At 48.7% G+C, this 19,210-nt stretch carries 17 protein-coding genes and 2 pseudogenes; 15 read left to right on the top strand and 4 right to left on the bottom strand.

Translation table 11 applies throughout. The features are described 5' to 3' along the window. Positions 1 to 11 precede the first annotated feature (11 nt). The 14 genes and pseudogenes from pfkA (at position 12) to DWX62_RS21935 (ending at position 16,294) form a co-directional block, all read left to right on the top strand. Positions 12 to 998, top strand: a complete 987-nt coding sequence (pfkA, locus tag DWX62_RS10310) for a 6-phosphofructokinase (protein WP_004308113.1) — start codon at positions 12 to 14, stop codon at positions 996 to 998. Between the two features lie 12 nt (positions 999 to 1,010). Further along, entirely contained in the window at positions 1,011 to 2,786 is a 1,776-nt protein-coding gene (locus DWX62_RS10305) for a cation:proton antiporter (RefSeq protein WP_004308112.1), read from the top strand. A 6-nt stretch (positions 2,787 to 2,792) separates the two neighbouring features. Beyond that, positions 2,793 to 5,351 carry an alpha-glucan family phosphorylase gene (gene glgP, locus DWX62_RS10300; protein WP_004313433.1) on the top strand — a complete coding sequence of 853 codons (2,559 nt, stop codon included), beginning with the start codon at positions 2,793 to 2,795 and terminating at the stop codon, positions 5,349 to 5,351. A 6-nt stretch (positions 5,352 to 5,357) separates the two neighbouring features. Beyond that, complete coding sequence (locus tag DWX62_RS10295; RefSeq protein ID WP_004308109.1) at positions 5,358 to 6,176, top strand: arginase family protein; 819 nt, start codon at positions 5,358 to 5,360, stop codon at positions 6,174 to 6,176. Positions 6,177 to 6,230: 54 nt separating this feature from the next. Continuing rightward, positions 6,231 to 6,767, top strand: a complete 537-nt coding sequence (locus DWX62_RS10290; protein WP_008775197.1) for a methylglyoxal synthase — start codon at positions 6,231 to 6,233, stop codon at positions 6,765 to 6,767. Positions 6,768 to 7,001: 234 nt separating this feature from the next. Then, positions 7,002 to 9,407 (top strand): ATP-binding protein, encoded by a 2,406-nt coding sequence (locus tag DWX62_RS10285; protein ID WP_120172811.1) that lies wholly within the window; start codon positions 7,002 to 7,004, stop codon positions 9,405 to 9,407. Beyond that, positions 9,385 to 10,671 (top strand): sigma-54 dependent transcriptional regulator, encoded by a 1,287-nt coding sequence (locus DWX62_RS10280; RefSeq protein WP_004308106.1) that lies wholly within the window; start codon positions 9,385 to 9,387, stop codon positions 10,669 to 10,671. The genes DWX62_RS10285 and DWX62_RS10280 overlap by 23 nt, the downstream gene beginning before the upstream one ends. Before the next feature lie 214 nt (positions 10,672 to 10,885). Then, a complete protein-coding gene (locus DWX62_RS10275; protein ID WP_004308105.1) occupies positions 10,886 to 11,503 on the top strand; it encodes an RteC domain-containing protein in 618 nt (205 codons plus the stop codon). A gap of 242 nt (positions 11,504 to 11,745) precedes the next feature. Next, the gene (gene mobA / locus DWX62_RS10270; protein WP_224202605.1) at positions 11,746 to 12,090 is read left to right on the top strand and encodes a conjugal transfer protein MobA; all 345 of its coding nucleotides are present in this window, start codon (positions 11,746 to 11,748) and stop codon (positions 12,088 to 12,090) included. Positions 12,091 to 12,179: 89 nt separating this feature from the next. Continuing rightward, complete coding sequence (locus DWX62_RS21945) at positions 12,180 to 12,866, top strand: relaxase/mobilization nuclease domain-containing protein (protein WP_004308102.1); 687 nt, start codon at positions 12,180 to 12,182, stop codon at positions 12,864 to 12,866. A 138-nt stretch (positions 12,867 to 13,004) separates the two neighbouring features. Next, a complete protein-coding gene (locus DWX62_RS21940; protein WP_004308101.1) occupies positions 13,005 to 13,304 on the top strand; it encodes a hypothetical protein in 300 nt (99 codons plus the stop codon). A 33-nt stretch (positions 13,305 to 13,337) separates the two neighbouring features. Then, positions 13,338 to 15,350 (top strand): annotated as a pseudogene (mobC, locus tag DWX62_RS10255) (conjugal transfer protein MobC). 38 nt (positions 15,351 to 15,388) lie between these two features. Continuing rightward, positions 15,389 to 16,132 (top strand): annotated as a pseudogene (locus DWX62_RS10245) (Dam family site-specific DNA-(adenine-N6)-methyltransferase). Then, the gene (locus DWX62_RS21935) at positions 16,133 to 16,294 is read left to right on the top strand and encodes a hypothetical protein (protein ID WP_004308096.1); all 162 of its coding nucleotides are present in this window, start codon (positions 16,133 to 16,135) and stop codon (positions 16,292 to 16,294) included. A 126-nt stretch (positions 16,295 to 16,420) separates the two neighbouring features. Here the strand turns inward: DWX62_RS21935 and DWX62_RS10240 are convergent, their stop codons facing one another. The 4 genes from DWX62_RS10240 to DWX62_RS22475 form a co-directional block, all read right to left on the bottom strand. Beyond that, positions 16,421 to 17,167 (bottom strand): toprim domain-containing protein, encoded by a 747-nt coding sequence (locus DWX62_RS10240; protein ID WP_004318633.1) that lies wholly within the window; start codon positions 17,165 to 17,167, stop codon positions 16,421 to 16,423. Between the two features lie 45 nt (positions 17,168 to 17,212). Then, positions 17,213 to 17,371 (bottom strand): hypothetical protein, encoded by a 159-nt coding sequence (locus DWX62_RS21930; RefSeq protein ID WP_004311895.1) that lies wholly within the window; start codon positions 17,369 to 17,371, stop codon positions 17,213 to 17,215. Between the two features lie 16 nt (positions 17,372 to 17,387). Then, on the bottom strand, positions 17,388 to 17,747 hold the full coding sequence (locus DWX62_RS10235; protein WP_007750791.1) for a M23 family metallopeptidase: 360 nt from the start codon (positions 17,745 to 17,747) through the stop codon (positions 17,388 to 17,390). A gap of 117 nt (positions 17,748 to 17,864) precedes the next feature. Further along, the gene (locus tag DWX62_RS22475; RefSeq protein ID WP_004311894.1) at positions 17,865 to 17,996 is read right to left on the bottom strand and encodes a hypothetical protein; all 132 of its coding nucleotides are present in this window, start codon (positions 17,994 to 17,996) and stop codon (positions 17,865 to 17,867) included. Positions 17,997 to 18,070: 74 nt separating this feature from the next. Between DWX62_RS22475 and DWX62_RS10225 the strand changes: the two genes are divergently transcribed. After that, the gene (locus DWX62_RS10225; protein WP_004318630.1) at positions 18,071 to 19,210 is read left to right on the top strand and encodes a DUF4099 domain-containing protein; all 1,140 of its coding nucleotides are present in this window, start codon (positions 18,071 to 18,073) and stop codon (positions 19,208 to 19,210) included.

Here is a 19,210-nt window from a genome sequence, read left to right as displayed (position 1 = left end):
AACTGAGATAGATGAAAAAAGATGAATATATAGGAATCCTTACTTCCGGAGGGGACGCTTCCGGAATGAATGCGGCAATCCGTGCCGTGACCCGTACCGCCATTTTCAACGGCTTCAAAGTCAAAGGAATTTACAGAGGGTACGAAGGCCTGATAGCGGGCGAGTCCAGGGAACTTACGACCGAGGATGTGAGCAGCATCATCCAGCGTGGGGGAACCATCCTGAAAACGGCACGTTCCGAAGCGTTCACCACCCCGGAAGGACGCAGAGAGGCATACGATACCATGAGGAAAGAAAAAATCGGGGCGCTGGTAGTCATCGGGGGCGACGGCTCACTGACTGGAGCCCGCATATTTGCCGAGGAATACCCTGTCACGTGCATAGGACTGCCCGGTACCATCGACAATGACCTGTACGGTACCGATTTTACAATCGGATATGATACGGCCCTGAACACCATTGTGGAGTGTGTGGACAAAATCCGGGATACAGCCACCTCGCACGACCGAATTTTCTTTGTCGAGGTGATGGGACGCGACGCCGGTTTCCTCGCCCAGAACAGCGCAATAGCCTCGGGAGCCGAGGCCGCCATTATTCCGGAAGACCGGACGGATGCGGATCAGCTGGAGACTTTTATCGGACGCGGATTCCGGAAGACCAAGAACAGCAGCATCGTCATCGTGACGGAAAGCCCGGGCAATAAGAATGGCGGAGCCATGCACTATGCCGACCGGGTAAAAAGGGAATACCCCGGATATGATGTCAGGGTCTCTATCCTGGGACATCTACAACGGGGAGGAGCGCCAAGTGCCAACGACCGCATATTGGCCAGCCGGCTGGGTGAGGCCGCCATACAGGCCCTGATGGAGGACCAGCACAATATCATGGTAGGCATACATAACAATGAGATTGTCTATGTTCCTTTTGACCAGGCTATCAAGAACGACAAGCCCATTGACAAAAACCTGATCCGTGTCCTTAACGAGTTGTCCATATAAAATGTTACTCCTATGTCGGAAGTTGCCCCTTTAATATCAGACCTTGCCACTATCTTGATTATAGCCGGTATCATAACCGTCATTTTCAAATGGCTGGGACAGCCGGTCATAGTGGGATATATTGTGGCCGGTATTATGGCAGGTCCTTCCATTTCCCTATTCCCGACTGTTTCCGACCAGGCCAATATCAAGATATGGGCGGATATCGGTGTTATTTTCCTCCTGTTCGCCATAGGACTGGATTTCTCGTTCAGAAAGCTGATAAGTGTGGGAGCCTCGGCCATATTCTCCACTGTTATCATCGTCTGCGGCATGATGTTCCTGGGATATACGGCAGGCAATGCGATGGGCTTCTCACACACGAGCTGTATCTTTCTGGGCGGAATGCTGTCCATGTCCTCCACCGCCATCGTATTCAAAGCATTCAGTGACATGGGGCTTCTCGATCAGAAATTTACCGGTATTGTCCTGGGGATACTAATCATTGAGGACGTGGTGGCGGTAATCATGATGGTGGTCCTCTCCACATTGGCTGTAGGCAAGCATTTTGAAGGCTTCGAAATGCTGGAGAGCATATTGAAACTTGCGGCCTTTCTTATTTTCTGGTCAGCATTGGGAATCTATCTGATTCCTACCCTTCTGAAAAGATTGAACCGCTTTATTAGCAATGAAATACTGTTGACAACCTCCCTGGGACTATGCCTGGGAATGGTGATGATAGCGACAAAGGCGGGATTCTCCGCCGCGCTGGGTGCGTTCGTCATGGGATCCCTGCTGGCAGAAACAGATAAAGCGGAAGAAATCGCACATATCGTGCAACCGGTAAAGGACCTGTTCGCCTCCGTTTTCTTCGTATCAGTGGGAATGATGATCGACCCTGCCATGATATGGGAATATGCCGTTCCTGTTTTTATCCTGACGGCACTGGTCCTATGCGGGCAGGTCCTGTTCGGGAGTTTCGGCGTGTTGCTTTCCGGACAACCGCTAAAGATTGCGATACAAGCCGGCTTTTCCCTGGCACAAGTGGGTGAGTTTGCGTTCATCATCGCTTCGTTAGGAATCAGTCTGAATGTAATGGACAAATACCTTTATCCGGTCATAGTGGCAGTATCGGTCATCACCACTTTCCTTACTCCTTATATGATAAGACTGTCGGATCCCGTCTACTGTTTTGCAGACAGGCACTTGCCACAATTCCTGAAAGATTACCTGACGCATTATTCTTCTGGAACAATGACCACAAGACATCAAGGCTCCTGGCACAAGCTCATCAGGTCCATGTTGGTATCCGTCACCCTTTATCTGGTGGTATGCCTGTTTTTCATAGCGCTGTTCTTCTCCTATGCGTATCCTCTGGTAATGGGACGTATTCCGGGGATGAAAGGAAGCCTGCTGAGCTTCGTTCTTGTCCTCCTTATCATATCCCCGTTTTTGTGCGCCATCATCATGAAGAAAAACAATTCCGTCGAATTCCGCAAACTTTGGGCGGACAACAGGTTCAACAGGGGGCTGCTGGTATCAATGATAGTGATCAAGGTGTTGATCTGTATCATTATCGTAATGGGTATCATCATCCGTCTTTTCAATGTCGCTTTGGGGTCAGGACTGATATTATCTTTCCTGATCATTGTCGTTATCTATTTTTCCAAGCGGATACGGAAACGATCGCTAAGTATGGAAAAACAGTTCCTCGAGAATTTCCAGGGTACAGCCGGGACATTTCCACAGGAAGAACCGGAAACAGGAGAAACCTCCACAGAAAAAAATCATGAACTATCAAATAAGTAAAATGTTATGGAATATTCAAGTTATCATGTAAACGTCCCACAATGGAGGGAGATTACAGTCGGTTCACACCTTCCGGCAGAATTGCGGAGATTTGCGGAGATGGCACATAATCTTTGGTGGACCTGGAACGAGGATGCGAAGAGTTTATATAGTGGTTTGAACCCGGAACTATGGGAAGAGGCGGAACAGAATCCGGTACTGTTTCTGGAACGGATGGATTATGAAGAGCTGGAGGCACTGACACATGACGGAAACTTCATGCGTAAGATGGAAAACGTATATTCCACTTTTAAGGCGTATCTTGATGTGGAGCCGGACCACAGCCGTCCGTCAGTTGCCTATTTCAGCATGGAATATGGTCTGGACAGGGTTCTTAAAATCTATTCCGGCGGTCTGGGCATATTGGCAGGTGACTATCTGAAGGAAGCTTCGGACAGTAACGTAGACCTCTGCGCTGTAGGGCTTTTATATCGTTATGGCTATTTTGACCAGGCTCTGGCGATGGACGGGCAGCAACAGGTTCATTATGACCCACAGAATTTCGGGCAGCTTCCGATAGAGAAAGTGATGCAGCCTGACGGGCGACAACTGGTAATCCATGTTCCCTATGCCGACAGTTTCACGGTCCATGCCAATGTATGGAAGGCCAATGTGGGACGTGTTTCCCTCTACCTGCTGGATACGGACAATGAACTGAACAGCGAGTTCGACCGTCCGATTACCCATCACCTGTATGGCGGTGACTGGGAAAACCGGCTCAAGCAGGAAATACTGCTCGGCATCGGAGGAATGATGACATTAAAAGTATTGGGCATCGAGAAAGATGTATATCACTGCAACGAGGGGCATGCCGCACTGATCAATATCCAGCGGTTATGCGACTATATATCCGAAGGCCTGGACTTCGGACAAGCCATGGAACTGGTTAGGGCTTCCTCGCTTTACACTGTGCATACACCTGTGCCTGCCGGCCATGACTATTTCGATGAGGGGCTTTTCAATAAATATATGAAAGGATATCCTGATAAGCTGGGCATTACGTGGGACGAGTTGATGAACCTCGGACGGCAAACTCCGGGCAACAAGGGAGAACGTTTCTGCATGTCGGTATTCGCCTGCAAAACCAGCCAGGCGGTAAACGGTGTCAGCAAGCTGCACAAGTCCGTTTCACAGCAGATGTTCGCGCCTCTCTGGAAAGGCTATTTCCCGGAAGAGAACCATGTGGGCTATGTGACGAATGGCGTACACTTTCCCACTTGGTGTACGGCGGAGTGGAAAAAGCTGTTTAAGGACAATTTCGATGAGAATTTCATGAACGACCAGTCCAATCAGGAAATATGGAAAGGCGTTTATAATATACCCGATGAAGAGATATGGAACATGCGGAAAAGGTTGAAAACCAAACTGATATCCTACATCAAGTGGAAATGCGGCCGGGACTGGCTCAAAAGCCAGGTTGACCCGGCATTGGGTGTCTCCATTTTCGAGAAGTTTAATCCGAATGCTCTTCTTGTCGGCTTCGGAAGGCGCTTTGCAACTTACAAAAGAGCTCATCTTTTGTTTACCGATTTGGATCGTCTGGCGCGGATTGTGAACAATCAGGAACATCCCATACAGTTTGTCTTTGCAGGAAAAGCCCATCCAAACGACACTGCCGGGCAAGGGCTCATCAAGCAGATTGTGGAGATATCCCGCCGTCCTGAATTCTTGGGTAAAATCATCTTCCTTGAGAATTATGACATGGACCTGGCACGGCATCTTATTTCTGGGGTTGACATCTGGATGAATACTCCCACCCGTCTTGCGGAGGCTTCCGGAACTTCCGGTGAGAAGGCTCTGATGAACGGCGTACTCAACTTCTCCGTGCTGGACGGTTGGTGGTACGAAGGCTACCGCAAGGAGGCGGGATGGGCCATCACCGACAAGGCCACCTATCAGGATGAACAGTACCAGAACCAACTGGATGCGGAAACAATTTATTTCCTGCTGGAACATAATATCCTGCCGTTATATTATGAACGGAAAGAAAAAGACTATCCGGAAACCTGGGTCAAGTACATCAAGAACTCGGTTGCGCAAATAGCTCCCCGCTTCACGATGAAAAGACAGCTGGATGACTACTATGACGGATTTTACAACAAGTTGTCGGAACACTTTCATGTTTTGGCGGCGGACAATTATGCAAAGGCGAAAACGCTTGCCGGCTGGAAGGCAGCTGTCGACAGCAGATGGAATGCCGTGGAAATCGTTTCCGTGAATGCGGGAAAAGGATTGGACGCCACGGTGGAGGCTGGTAAGGAATACGAGATGACGGTCGTCATTGACGAGAAAGGGCTGGACAACGCGATCGGATTGGAATCGGTCATTATACGGCATGAGGAGAATGAGGATCGCATCCATGAGGTCATTCCTTTTTCTTTGACATCCAAAGACGGAAACCTATACACTTTCAAGGCAATAACCAGAATGTTCAGCGCTGGAAGCTTCAAACAGGCATTCAGAATGTATCCCAACCATCCCCTGTTACCTCACCGGCAAGATTTTTGTTATGTACGATGGTTCTGAACGGACATGAATAAGCAAGAGTTACTGACAAATGGACGGTGTAAGAAGAAGGCGGACCGAGAAACCGTCTGGCCGGTTGTCATCATGAACTTCACCGGTGTGTATGCCCATGAGGTATTTGCACGGAACAATCAGTTCATTTGGCTAGACTGCCGTCACCTTTCTGGAACGAGAGGTTACTGTGACAAGGAGGGGATACGAAAATTGAAGCGGGTGATTGCCGGTTATCCAGCGGAAGGTATCCATTTCATTGATTCGGGCAATTATCATTACCTGACCAAATTATGGACAGACAAACTTCGAGTTCCGTTCTCTCTGATTGTATTCGACCATCACCCCGACATGCAGCCTCCCTTGTTCAAGGGCATGCTTTCTTGTGGGAGCTGGGTAAAAGACATGTTAGACTGGAATATGCTTTGCAAGAAAGTGGTGATAGTCGGTGCATCGGACAAACTGATACGCACCGTACCGGAAGAATACGGACAACGAGTCAGTTTTTATAGCGAAGCGACGTTAGCTCACGAGAAGGGCTGGCGCAATTTCTCCTCTGCGTATATTGAAGGACCGGTTTACTTGTCCATAGACAAGGATGTCCTGAACCCGGCATCCGCAGTAACAGACTGGGATCAAGGGTCTTTCAGCCTGCAGGAACTGGAGGAATTACTGGCAATTGTCCTTCGAAAGGAACGTGTAGTCGGCATTGATATCTGCGGGGAATGCTCCGCAACGCTTACTTTGTTTGAGGAGAGGCGGGAAGCCACCGTGGACAGCCGGGCGAACAAGGAGCTGCTCAAACTCATACAGTCATTCTCCTGTTTTTTATAAAGCTGTTGGATATTGTTAATTATATTATCACATAAACCATATTTTATTATTATGATGAAAACAATTGTTCGTAAAATCGGTCTGGTTGCACACGATGCAATGAAAAAGGACATGATAGAATGGGTTCTTTGGAACTCGGAACGTCTGATAGGGCATAAGTTCTATTGTACGGGAACCACCGGTACACTCATTAAAAAAGCGCTCGAAGAGAAACATCCTGAAACAGAATGGGATATCACGATTCTGAAATCCGGTCCTTTAGGTGGTGACCAGCAAATGGGCTCACGTATTGTGGAAGGAGAGATTGATTATTTGTTCTTTTTCACGGATCCGATGACATTGCAGCCACATGACACGGATGTAAAGGCACTGACCCGGCTGGCGGGAGTTGAAAATATAGTTTTCTGTTGTAACCGTTCGACAGCGGACCATATTATTTCCAGTCCTTTGTTTCTTGACCCGACCTACAAACGGATTCATCCAGACTATACCAATTATACACAACGCTTTGAAAACAAAGAAATTGTATCGGAAGCAGTAGAACGGGTGAAGAAACGGATGAGCCGAAATGAAAACAATATGATCGAATGAGAATGTAATGTCCAATAAAGGGGATGTGATATGTTTCAGTCATAAAAAGCAGGTTCCTATCCTTTCTGTGAGTATAAAAAAAGATTAAAAGATCAACTGTGTGATAGCAAACTTGCGAGGTATCCTCAAATGGTTTGAAACAGTAATAAACTTTTATCATAAGTTTCTATTATTCCCTTTTATATGAGCGAACACGCCTTTTTGTAGGATTCCAATATAAGAATGAAGACTTCCATGTGGTTGAAACTTAAAATCCTTTTAGGATATGTCATACTGCTTCTCCTGCTCGTCCTGACCATTCATATCTTCCGCAAGGAACAGACGAGGCGGAACAGCCTGCGACAGGATGAGCATGAACTGGCCTGTATCCGGCATCTGGCCGGAGAAACATACGCGGGCTTGCTGGGACTGGCCACTTACGGTGAAACAGCCAGCGTCTGGGATGAAAGCGACCTTGGACTCTACCACACAAAAAAAGACAGTGTCTGTAACATGTTGCAGACACTGAAAAGGTATGTGAAGTCTCCCGAACAACAGTCGCGCATAGATTCGTTATGCCTGCTGCTGGAAAGAAAGGAACTGTTGTTAGACACGGTCATGGACACGTTCGGGCGTCTGCGCAAGACCGGCGAGATCGTGAACAGCAAGATTCCGGCAATCGTGTCCCATATCCAGCAGGCGGATGTCCTTCCTGCCGAGAAAAAGAAGGAGGAGGAAACTCCGAAGAAGGGTTTCTGGTCATTCATCAGGCCCGGGAGGAAAAAATCGGCCTATCTGCAGCAGAAGGAACAGCTGGAACGCCAGCGACAGTCCATTGGTAAACATCAGGGTACCACATCTGTCACGAGCATGCTGCACTCCCTTGACAGGGAGGTGACCGACATGCAGAAAGCCGAACGGGAAAGGCTGCTGGAACAGATGGACCTCCTGTACAGTAACAACACGGACCTGAACCACAGGCTACACCGGATTGTCAGGGACTTTGAGGCGGATGCTGGAATACGGCTTGATGAGCGTTACAGGCAATTCATTTCCACACGCGACCGCTCGTTCCATACGGTCTCTCTGCTGGCTGTCCTCATCTCGTTGCTGACCGTCCTCCTGTATCTTATCATCCACCGGGATCTGAACAGGATAAACCAGTATCAGCGTCAGCTGGAAGCCTCCAATCGTGAGAACACGGAGCTCCTACAATCCAGAAAACGCATGATGCTCACCATCGCTCATGACCTTCGTGCGCCACTGGCTACTATCAAAGGATGCGCCGAACTGCTCCCCGGGGAAGAAAAGAAGAGCCGCAAGGACGAGTATGCGGAAAATATACTCCATTCTTCCGATTACATGATCGGGCTGGTCAATACGCTGATCGGATTCTACCTGCTGGATACCGGCAGGAACAAACCCATCCTTTCGATTTTCCGGCTGGAGACCCTTTTCAGCGAAACAGCCCGGAACTACGGTTCGCTGGCCAAAAAGAAAAAGCTGCGGCTGACAACCGCCTTTTCCGGTCTGGATGTGGTAGTAAGCGGTGACCGTTCCCAGCTCCAGCAAATCCTGAACAATCTGCTTTCCAACGCCATTAAATTCACCCGGCAAGGTGAAATCCGCCTGCAAGCGGAATACCGGAATAAAGAATTGCATTTCTCGGTACAGGACACCGGTACCGGGATGACGGAGGAAGAAACAACCCGGATATTCACAGCTTTTGAACGGTTGGACAATGCCCGTAATGTTCCCGGTTTCGGATTGGGGCTGGCCATTGCAAGCAGGCTGGTCTCCGGGATGCAGGGAAGCCTTACCGTAAAAAGCAAACTGGGTGAAGGCAGCACGTTTACCGCATTCCTGCCACTCCTTGAGGCGGATGAATCCACCCAGATGGATGAGACACGCATCGCTACTGATTATCATCTGGATGGAATCAACGTACTGGTCATTGATGACGACCGGATGCAACTGAACATTACCAAAGAGATGTTTAACCGTAACGGAGTGCGGTGCGACTGCTGCCAGACCAGCCGTGAACTGGTTACCCGGCTACGGTCACAAAGATATGACCTGCTGCTGACGGATATACAGATGCCTGAAACGGACGGCTACGGAATACTTGAACTGCTCCGGGCATCCAATATGGAGAACGCAAAGACAATCCCCGTCATAGCGGTAACGGCACGGGTGGATGATGACAACGAGTATCTGTCGGGCGGCTTTTCGGGCTGCATCCATAAACCATTCTCTATGGAAGAACTGATAAATACAGTGGCACAAGTGATAGGAGAAAAAGACAGAAAGGAGTATGCTCCCGATTTCTCACTCATCCTTTCAGGAGAGGACAACAGGGAGGAAATGCTCGCCCTGTTTATCGAAGAGAGCCGGAAAGACCTTGCCGCATTAACCGCTGCCTTAGACCGACAAGACAAGGAGGCCGCCGCCTCCATCCTGCATAAGAACCTGCCCCTATGGGAAACCGTCCGTCTGGATTTCCCCTTGTCTCATTTACGGGAACTGGTGACAGAACCTGCGACAGAGTGGACCAATAGACAATCCATGGAAATGCGGGACATCATCCGGGCAGTGGAAAAACTGATAGTATACGCTGAAAAATACGGGAGGAAAGCCTATGAAAACAATCCTGATTATTGAAGATGATATTGTGTTCAGCCGTAGCATCAGCAACTGGCTGGTGAAAAAAGGGATGAAAACCGAATGCGTGGCAACCCTTGCGAATGCCCGTAAAGCCATCGGGCAAAAGGAGTTCGACCTAATACTGGCAGACCTGCGCCTGCCGGACGGAAATAGCACCTCGCTCCTGAAATGGATGAATGAGAAGTACTACTCTATCCCTTTTCTGATCATGACCAACTACGGACAGGTGGAGAATGCGGTGACAACCATGCAACTGGGAGCCATCAACTACCTGTGTAAGCCTGTGCAGCCAGACAATCTCCTGGCTCTGATAACGGAGATACTGGATAAAAACGATAACGAACAGGAGTTCTACCGAGGTGAAAGCCCCAAAGCCCATGAGATGTACCGTCTGATAGAGATGATTGCCTGTGCCGACATCTCCGTTCTGCTCCGTGGGGCTTCCGGCACCGGGAAGGAGCACATTGCAGCCGAGATACATGCCCGGAGCCATCGGAAGAACAAGCCGTATCTGGCTATCGACTGCGGGGCCATTTCCGATGAGCTTGCCGCCTCCGAGTTTTTCGGTCATCAGAAGGGAGCCTTTACCGGTGCGGAAAGCGACAAGGTCGGATTGTTCCGTGCCGTTAACGGAGGGACATTGTTTCTGGACGAGATAGGCAACCTTTCCTATAAGACACAGATGCTCCTGCTCAGGGCCTTGCAAGAGAAACGCTGCAAGCCGGTAGGTTCCACGAAAGAATACTCTTTTGATATCCGGCTGGTTGCCGCCACCAATGAGAATCTGGAAAAAGCCATCGGAGAAGGACGCTTCCGGGAAGACCTGTTCCACCGGCTCAATGAGTTCACTCTGCGGATTCCTACACTGGCAGAATGCCGGGAAGACATCCTTCCTCTGGCTTATTTTTTCTTGAAACTCACTTGCGCCAAGGCCCATAAATCGTTTCGTGGCTTTGACCGGCTGGCAGAGGCGGCACTGCTGGAATATCCCTGGCCGGGGAATATCCGTGAACTGAAGAATGTAATAGGTCGAGCCGTACTCATCTGCCAAGAGCAATGGATTTCCGTTTCAGACCTGAACCTTGAAATCTCCCTTCCTAAAGAAGAAGAAACGCAGTGGACGGAAGAAGAAAAAGAAAAGGCGTTGCTTCTCCAGACCCTTGAAAAGACGGGTGACAACCGTTCCAAGGCGGCCCGGTTGCTCAATGTCAGCCGGACTACCCTGTATGAGAAACTAAGGAAATACCATATCATCGACTGACCGGAGGATAACCCGAAGCAAATGAGGTTTACAAAAGTGTAAGCCGTCCTAACATTCTTGTCAAGGACGGCTTACACTTTTTATTTACACCCGTTTCTATATGAAATTTGTTTATTGTTGATTGTCAGTATTTTAAAAAGGTATAGAGCTTTAAACGATAGCAGAGGCATTTCATTTGGCTTACTCCGGTATAAACAAATCAAATGTATGCCGTATGAAACCATTTACAGAATGCCGTATATTCAATTATTTATCTCTGGCTTCAAGCCCAAAACAGACAGTTTCCGATGAAGAATTCTCTTCCTCCTATACCGAATATGAACAATACCTTTACGACCTCGCCATCGAATCGGTTTCCGTATCGGAAAGGCTGCGCCATCTGCTTCACAGCAAGGTAGAACTGATTTCCCTAAAGAAGTTATTCACCCGAACAGGACATTTCCACACGGCAGTAGCCGAATTCTATCTGGACAAATGCCTCCTGCTGGTGGAGGCGGAAATAGAGCTGGTCAATTTTGGTGTACAGTACCCCGGAACCATCACGACACCTTCCTCGTTTCTTTCATCGCTCCATTGGAAAGGTTCGCTGGTCAACCTGATGGAACTGATCTCCTCGCTGGATTACAGCGGGCTGATTACGGACGAAAGCGGCAAACGCCTCTCTTTCGCCGGTATCGTTTCCGCTTTTGAGAAACTCTTCAATGTTGCCATTCCCAAACCATATGACCTGCGTGCCGACCTTGCCCGGCGCAAAAAGAACTATTCCGTCCTGCTGCCCAAACTAAAGGAAACCTTTGAAAAGAACATCGCGGCTTGCGGAAACGGGAAGTGAACAGGGGTATTTTTACCCCCTGTCACAAATAGTCATCTCTTGTCATTTGTAGTCACTTTCCGATTTTAGGTTCGTATCAAAATTATCACTTATTTTGCTGCCGGATAAATAAAACCTGAAAAGATATGGCTAAAATCAATAGTACACGCAAACCCGGACGGGCTGACACTTCGAGCAAATGAAGAGGCGGACGGAATCCCAAAGAGGAATCAGAACTTCATTCTTATTATTACGGATTCCGTCTGGACGAACTCCAGAACATCGAGTTTGAGAGGCTCTTTGAGAATTCGGGAGCTAATAATAAATCCCAGTTCATCCTTGCCGCCCTTTTCGACAAACCGATGAAAGTCGTGAAAATAGATAAGGCGGCAACGGACTACTACATCAAGCTGACCAACCTGCAGAGCGAATACCGCCGGATCGGAGTAAACTATAACCAGGCAGTCAAAGCTCTGCATACCGGACTATCCGAAAAGAAGGCTCTTGCCATGCTCTATAAATTGGAGCAACTGACTATTGAACTAATATCTCTCAACCGGGAGATTATCCGTCTCACCCAAGAATTTGAACAATGGTTGCAAAAATAACATCAGGAGCCTCCGTTTACGGGGCATTATACTACAATCAAGAAAAAGTGGACAAGCAGCAGGCACGGCCACTGGCATGAAACCGGATCATGGAACCGGCAGACGGCCATCCGACCATCCAGCACTGCATCCGTTCCTTCGAACCGTATCTGGCGGCTAACCGCCGGACTGAGAAGCCCGTTATCCACATTTCATTAAATCCACACCCGGACGATGTGCTGACCGATGAACAGTTGACCGCTATCGGCCAGGAATACATGGAAAAAATGGGATATGGCAACCAACCCTATATCATCTACCGGCATGAGGATATCGGCAGGCCCCACATCCATATCGTCTCCCTGCGTATTGACGAGCAGGGAAAGAAAATTAAAGATTACAAAGAATGGCAACGCTCGACCGCTGTTTGCCGGGAGCTGGAGAGGAAATACCATCTGTTACCCGCCGAGAAGATGGAGCGACGGGAATCCCTGCCGCTGACTGCCGTCGATTACCGGAAGGGGGATATCAAGCATCAGATAGCCAATGTGGTCAAGCCCGTCATGCAGGGATACAAGTTCCAATCCGTCAAGGAGTTTAAAGCCCTGCTTGGCCTTTTCCATGTAACGGTGGAAGAGGCCCACAAGACGATAAAGGGAAAGACCTATCATGGACTGGTCTATGCGGCTACCGATGAAAAAGGAGAACGGACCGGCGTAGCCATCAAATCCAGCAAGATCGGTAAAAGCGTAGGCTACGAGGCACTCCAAAAGAAATTTGTGAAAAGCAAACAATGAATTGCCCGACATCCCGTACCCGTACAGACGAAGGAAGCTATCGCTACCGCCCTGCAAGGACAGCCCACCCGTCAGGGATTCCTGCAGGAACTTTCTGGAAAAGGCATTGCCGCCATACTCTGGCAGAACGATTCCGGTGTGATCTATGGCGTGACCTACATCGACCATAACTCAAAGACCGTATTCAAGGGCTCGCTTCTGGGCAAAGAATATTCGGCATCGGTTATAAACCGGAAGTACGGCACGATCCCACCGGAAAAGACTGAAGAAGCCCCTGTTATCCATCCGTCCGAACCGGAAATGAAAGAGACGGAGCTGGTGGAAGGACTGCTTGATATATTCTCTTTGGAATCCTATCCGTATCCGGCAGACGACCTGACGCAAAGCCCTTACGGGAAAAAGAAAAAGAGAAAACGCAGAGGTCCGCATCTGGGCTAATAAAATGTATCACCATTAATTATCATACCGCTTATGTCACAAGACGAAACCAGAGGGCTCAATAAGAACCTTGACTTCATGAGGGCCATCAGCATCCTATTTTTAGTGATGAATGTCTATTATTTCTGCTATCCCTATTTTCTTTCCATGAACCTGAACATCGGTGTCGTGGACAAGATACTGCTCAATTTCCAGCGGGATACCGGGCTGTTTTCCCATTCGCTGGTGAGCAAGTCCTTCAGTCTGCTCTTCCTTTTCTTCTCCTGCATGGGAGCGAAAGGACGGAAGGACGTGGAGATGTCATGAAGGAGTATCGGCTGTTACCTTATAGCCGGGATGCTGCTCTTTTTTGGTAGCGAGCTCTTACTGACGGCACGCTTCCCCGTCGCGCTTCTAACCTTATTATATGTAGCTACCGTAGCTGCCGGATATATCAGCCTGCTTACCGCCGGAACCTGGATCAGCCGCCTGTTGAAGAACCAACTCATGGATGACGTCTTTAACGACGAGAACGAGAGCTTCATGCAGGAGCGCAGGTTGATTGCCAATGAATACTCGGTAAACCTGCCCACCCGTTTCCGTTACCAACGAAAGACCTATTCAGGCTGGATAAACGTGATTAATCCCTTCCGCGCCTCATTGATATTAGGCACGCCGGGATCAGGAAAGAGTTATGCCATCATCAATAACTATATCCGCCAGCAGATAGAGAAAGGATTCGCCGCCTATATCTATGATTTTAAGTATCCGGATTTAAGCATAATTGCTTATAACCAGCTGCTTAAAAACAAGGATAAGTATGCCAAGCCGGTCGGATTTTATGTGATTAATTTCGATGATCCCAGATACAGCCACCGGTGCAATCCCCTCAATCCTTCGTTTCTATCCGATATCGCGGATGCATACGAATCAGCGTATGTAATCATGTTAAATTTGAACAAGAGTTGGATTCAAAAGCAGGGAGATTTCTTTGTAGAAAGCCCGATTGTGCTATTTGCGGCGGTGATCTGGTATCTTAAAATCTATGAAAACGGGAAATTCTGCACCTTCCCACATGCCATAGAGCTATTGAATAAACCGTATTCCGACCTGTTCACCATACTGACCTCTTACCGGGAGCTGGAGAATTACCTGTCACCTTTTATGGATGCATGGAAAGGTGGTGCGATGGAGCAGCTCCAAGGGCAGATAGCTTCCGCCAAAATTCCGCTATCAAGGCTGATCTCACCTGCCTTATATTGGATTATGACCGGAGATGACTTCACGCTGGATATCAATAATCCGGAGGAACCCAAAGTTTTGTGCGTCGGCAATAACCCTGACAGACAGAATATTTACTCATGTGCGTTAGGATTGTATAATGCCCGTATCGTTAAAATGGTCAACCGAAAAGGCAGGCTCAAATGCTCTATTCTAGTGGATGAGGTTCCCACACTTTACTTTAAAGGACTTGACACCCTGATCGCTACCGCCCGTAGCAACAAAGTGGCAGTATGTCTGGGAGCACAGGATTTCAGCCAGTTAATACGTGACTACGGTGATAAGGAGGCGCGGGTGATCCAGAACACAATTGGAAATATCTTTTCCGGGCAAGTGGTCGGAGAAACAGCGAAAAACCTTTCTGAAAGGTTTGGGAAAGTGCTCCAACAGCGCAAATCCATTAATATGACCCGTGAAGACACCTCAACCAATATCAGTACCCAGCTCGACTCGCTGATACCTGCCTCCAAAATCTCCAACCTCTCGCAAGGAGAGTTTGTCGGCAGTGTCTGCGACAACTTCGGGGAGAAGATAGAACAGAAGATATTCCATTGCGAGATCGTGGTGGACAATGAACGGGTAGCCGCCGAAACAAAAGCCTACAAGCCTATCCCCGTCATAACCGACTTTACCGGTGCGGATGGTAAGGACCACATGCAAGAGGAAATCGAAAGGAACTACTATCAAATCAAGGAAGACGTGACGCAAATCATCGAAAAAGAGCTGCTTCGCATCCAAAATGATCCCAACTTGAAACACCTGCTGGAAACGGCAGACGATGAATAATCCCTATTTAATTTATTAATCATTTAAATGTTGTAAACATGGAAAAAAAGAAAAGTTCTCCGGCCAACCTGCCGGGAAAACCCTGCTTCCCCTGGGTGGGAGGTAAAAGAAGACTGCTTCCCGTACTTATCGAATCCCTTCCGAAAGACTTCGGACAGATGGATACCTATGTAGAACCGTTTGTCGGTGGCGGCGCCCTCTTCTTCTGAATAAGACAAGCCTATCCGGAAATCCGTTGCGTCATCAACGACTCCAACGAGGCTCTGATCAATGTCTACCGCGTCATCAAGGAATCCCCGGAGCAGCTTATTAAAGTGCTTGCCCGGATACAGGACGAATACATCGCGCTGGAGGAACATACCCGAAGAAGGGTCTACTTCATGGAGAAACGTACCTACTACAATGAAGGAAACCCGAATAACATCACCCGTGCCGCCCTGTTTATCTTCTTCATGCGTACCTGTTATAACGGCATCTACTCCGTGAACCATAGCGGAAAGCTGTCCGTCACTTTTGGTGCCGGGGGACGGGTAAAACTGTTGGAAGAGGAACTGATCCGCTTTAACCACAAGCTGCTGCAAGATGTTGTGATTCTGGACGGTGACTACCGGCAGACCGCAGAATACACCGGAGCCAACTCCCTATTTTATTTTGACCCGCCTTATAAGCCGGTCAATGAGGGTAACTCCTGCACCTCCTACATGCCACAGGACTTCGGAGATGAAGAGCAGATCAACCTGGCAAATTTCTGCAAGGGAATAGGTGAAACCGGTGCCAAATGAATGCTTTCCAACTCCGATCCCCGGCAAAAGAACCCTGAGAACACCTTCTTCGACGACCTCTATGCCGGTTTCCATATCCAGCGAATCAGCATCTTCCGTTCCATCTGTTCCATAGCCGAGAAAAGAGAAGCGGTCAATGAATTGCTGATCAGAAATTATTAAGAATAAATATCCGGTGGTAGCCGGGTAGCAATAAAAAGAGAGCCAAATTCCCTCCAGCAGGGATTTGACTCTCTTTTTTATTGCCTGCCTTTCATGCATCAGACAAGGACCAGTATTTTATAATTTTCAACCGGACTGTTTCTTTGCAGGCTTTTCAATCAGCTTCGGGGCTGTTTCGTGCTGATGATCCGTCTTGTTCTCCTGCGCCATCTTCCTGCCCAACAGGTAATCGTTCAAATCGTTATACTCCCGGTAGCAGTCGGACTTGTCCCTGACCGGGCATCCGGCTTGCGCCATCTGCTGAAAAGCCTGCCTTCCGGCGGAATCGTTATCCAGTAGGCAGAGGGCACTCTTATACTCTTTCAAGACAGGGATAGCCTTGCCTACATTGCTGACCGAATTTAAAACGATATAGTCCGGACCGTTTCCTTTAGGCTGTCCGTTACCGGGATGCGTAGCCTTGAGCGTGAGGTATGAGAGATAATCCATAAAGCCTTCAACCACTATGCAACGGTCGCTGCCATTTTTGATATGGGTAATCTCTTTGGGCGATATGCTGCCTTTTAGGTATTTGTTACGGATCTCGTACCCGCCGCTCCGGTTGGCAAAGCCTACGGCAAAATACCATTTTCCCTTGTTCTGAAAATGCACTTCCTTGCATGCTTCCCTTGCGATTTCAGGCAAGATGCCTCTTTCTTTGAGATATCCCAGCAAGACCGGGTTCGTCAGCGGATCAATGCGTACCTGCCGGTAGCCGGTAGCCTGCGGTTCCGCCTGCCGGGGAGAGGCTGCTACCGGACGGAAAGCAGCCGGAAAATGTCCCTCTATCGTTTTAAGCGCATAAGAGATATCCTTCGTCTTTTGAAGCTCCATCGCCAGGGTGATGATGTCCCCTCCCTGTCCGATGCCGAAATCGTATCATAGGTTGCGGGATGCGCTCACCTTGAAAGAAGGTGTCTTCTCCTCACGGAAAGGGGAACAATACCAGATACTGTCCCCTTGTTGTTTTACCGGGTTGAACCCCATACGCCGGAGATAATCCTCCAACTGAATGCTCTTGGCTTCTTCAATGTTCATTGTGTAACGGATTAAATTAATGACTCTTTTTAGAACGGGAATCCTTTAGTATCACCCACTGCAACGGATTCTGCGGCTTCCCGTTTTTTCTCAGTTCAAAATGCAGATGGTTGCCGGTCGCTATGCCGGTATGACCGACATTGCCGATATGCCGACCTATGCGTACATCGCTCCCTTTCCTCACATGCAATTTGCTCAAGTGTGCATACAACGTGGAAAAGCCGCCCGCGTGCCGGATTTCGATGTACCAGCCGTAACTGCTGCTATACCTGGCTTCAACGACTTTCCCGCTTCCTGAAGCATAGACCGGCGTGCCATAGGGTGCGGCAAGATCCACTCCGGCATGGAGTATCCTTTTCTTTTTCACCGGATGCATCCTTATACCGAAACCGGAAGAAACGGCATACCTCCTCCGACTTTCATTCAATGGATACAGAATAGGATAATCGGCCAGTACGGTAACCGGCAACCGGCTGTCTCATATGAAAGACTTTCACTGCCGGGCAGAGTGGATACGGTAGATGACAGCACTGAGTCCGGCTTTATATCCCTTTGACGGGGACTGTGCAAAAGCCGGACATGACAATAAGTGACAGAACATGACAATTAATGACAACTTCCTCATAATCAAACTATTTAATGACAAAGATAGTAATTTTACCCTCGTAAATGATTCATTAATCTTTAAAATTAACGTATATGAACGATGTGAATTTAGCTCCTGAAAACAAGGAAGCAACCCCGGAACACGGGTATTTGATGGCGTATGACAAGAAAGAGCAGAAAGCCAAAGGTGTAAAAGGAATCGCAGCGAACGGAGAGCTGGAAACGCTCGAAGCTAACGAGGCGAACAGGGACCAGTTTATCAAAGTGGACCAACGTGGAAACTTCTTCACCAACTTCGGGAAGAATTTTCTCTACCAGTACAATAATCCCGGTCGTTACTCCCTCTACAACATGCCGAAGGAAACGCTCGTAGAGCAGGCCAAAGAAAAGATCGAAGCGGCGCAGGAACCACAGAACGAAGCAGTCAGAAGGGAACTGGCTTCGACCAGGGTGTATAATAACCATCGCTTCAACGAGCGGGAAGTGAATTGGGAACAGGCCGCCAAATACGGCATTACCCCGGACGGACTGAAGAACGCAAAGGACAGCCTCGAAAGAATGTTGCAGGGAAAGACTTCCGCTATCGCTTTCCGTGTGGCAAAAAATTCCGAGCTGGGGCGTGAAAACGGGGATGCCAAACTCTCCCTGTTCCGCGACGAGAACGGAGCTGTCAAGTTCGACATCCACTACATCCGTCAGGCTCCCAAGATCGGGGAAGACTACAGGGGACATGTCCTGACGGAAGAAGACCTCAAGGCCCTGAACCAGACCGGCAATCTCGGCAAGGCGGTGGATGTAGTCATTGACTACCGTACCAAAGAAACCAAATCCTGCTACCTTTCCAAAGACCCGGTGACCAATGAATTGTTCCATATGCCCGTAGAGCAGGCACGCATTCCGCGTAAGGTGAAAGATTATACGCTTTCTCCGAAAGAATACGATGCTGCCGTGCGCGGTGAGGAAGTACCGATCCGTTTCAAGTCTGATAATGGAAAATTTTATGCCACCTCCATCCAGATGAGTGCCGCCGAGCGAGGGGTGGAATTCCTCTGGGAAAGAAGCACCAAGAAGTTGGAAGAGGCACAGAAACAAGGTCAGGAACAAGACGGAAGCCAGCAGCAGCCCCATGCACCGGTACAAGTAGCCGGAAAACCCCGGAAAAAAGAGGAAGCCTCACAGCAAGCGGAAAAGAAACCGCGTACCCGTAAACCGTCCATCACACCTAAAATGTAA

This window comes from Bacteroides sp. AF20-13LB (assembly GCF_003603065.1).
GTDB lineage: Bacteria > Bacteroidota > Bacteroidia > Bacteroidales > Bacteroidaceae > Bacteroides > Bacteroides uniformis.
The sequence above is the reverse complement of the archived record's forward strand: the minus strand, read 5'-3'. Positions and strand labels throughout refer to the sequence as shown.

Bases quoted from the DNA above. Each gene is read 5' to 3' on its own strand.
- DWX62_RS10280 (WP_004308106.1), top strand. From the start codon at position 9,385: ATGAAAACAATCCTGATTATTGAAGATGATATTGTGTTCAGCCGTAGC.
- DWX62_RS21935 (WP_004308096.1), top strand. From the start codon at position 16,133: ATGCTTTCCAACTCCGATCCCCGGCAAAAGAACCCTGAGAACACCTTC.
- DWX62_RS10305 (WP_004308112.1), top strand. From the start codon at position 1,011: ATGTCGGAAGTTGCCCCTTTAATATCAGACCTTGCCACTATCTTGATT.
- DWX62_RS10235 (WP_007750791.1), bottom strand. From the start codon at position 17,747: ATGCATCCGGTGAAAAAGAAAAGGATACTCCATGCCGGAGTGGATCTT.
- DWX62_RS10225 (WP_004318630.1), top strand. From the start codon at position 18,071: ATGAACGATGTGAATTTAGCTCCTGAAAACAAGGAAGCAACCCCGGAA.
- DWX62_RS10295 (WP_004308109.1), top strand. From the start codon at position 5,358: ATGAATAAGCAAGAGTTACTGACAAATGGACGGTGTAAGAAGAAGGCG.
- pfkA (WP_004308113.1), top strand. From the start codon at position 12: ATGAAAAAAGATGAATATATAGGAATCCTTACTTCCGGAGGGGACGCT.
- DWX62_RS10275 (WP_004308105.1), top strand. From the start codon at position 10,886: ATGAAACCATTTACAGAATGCCGTATATTCAATTATTTATCTCTGGCT.
- DWX62_RS21945 (WP_004308102.1), top strand. From the start codon at position 12,180: ATGGAACCGGCAGACGGCCATCCGACCATCCAGCACTGCATCCGTTCC.
- glgP (WP_004313433.1), top strand. From the start codon at position 2,793: ATGGAATATTCAAGTTATCATGTAAACGTCCCACAATGGAGGGAGATT.
- DWX62_RS10285 (WP_120172811.1), top strand. From the start codon at position 7,002: ATGTGGTTGAAACTTAAAATCCTTTTAGGATATGTCATACTGCTTCTC.
- DWX62_RS21930 (WP_004311895.1), bottom strand. From the start codon at position 17,371: ATGAACATTGAAGAAGCCAAGAGCATTCAGTTGGAGGATTATCTCCGG.
- DWX62_RS10240 (WP_004318633.1), bottom strand. From the start codon at position 17,167: ATGGAGCTTCAAAAGACGAAGGATATCTCTTATGCGCTTAAAACGATA.
- DWX62_RS10290 (WP_008775197.1), top strand. From the start codon at position 6,231: ATGAAAACAATTGTTCGTAAAATCGGTCTGGTTGCACACGATGCAATG.
- DWX62_RS22475 (WP_004311894.1), bottom strand. From the start codon at position 17,996: ATGAGGAAGTTGTCATTAATTGTCATGTTCTGTCACTTATTGTCATGT.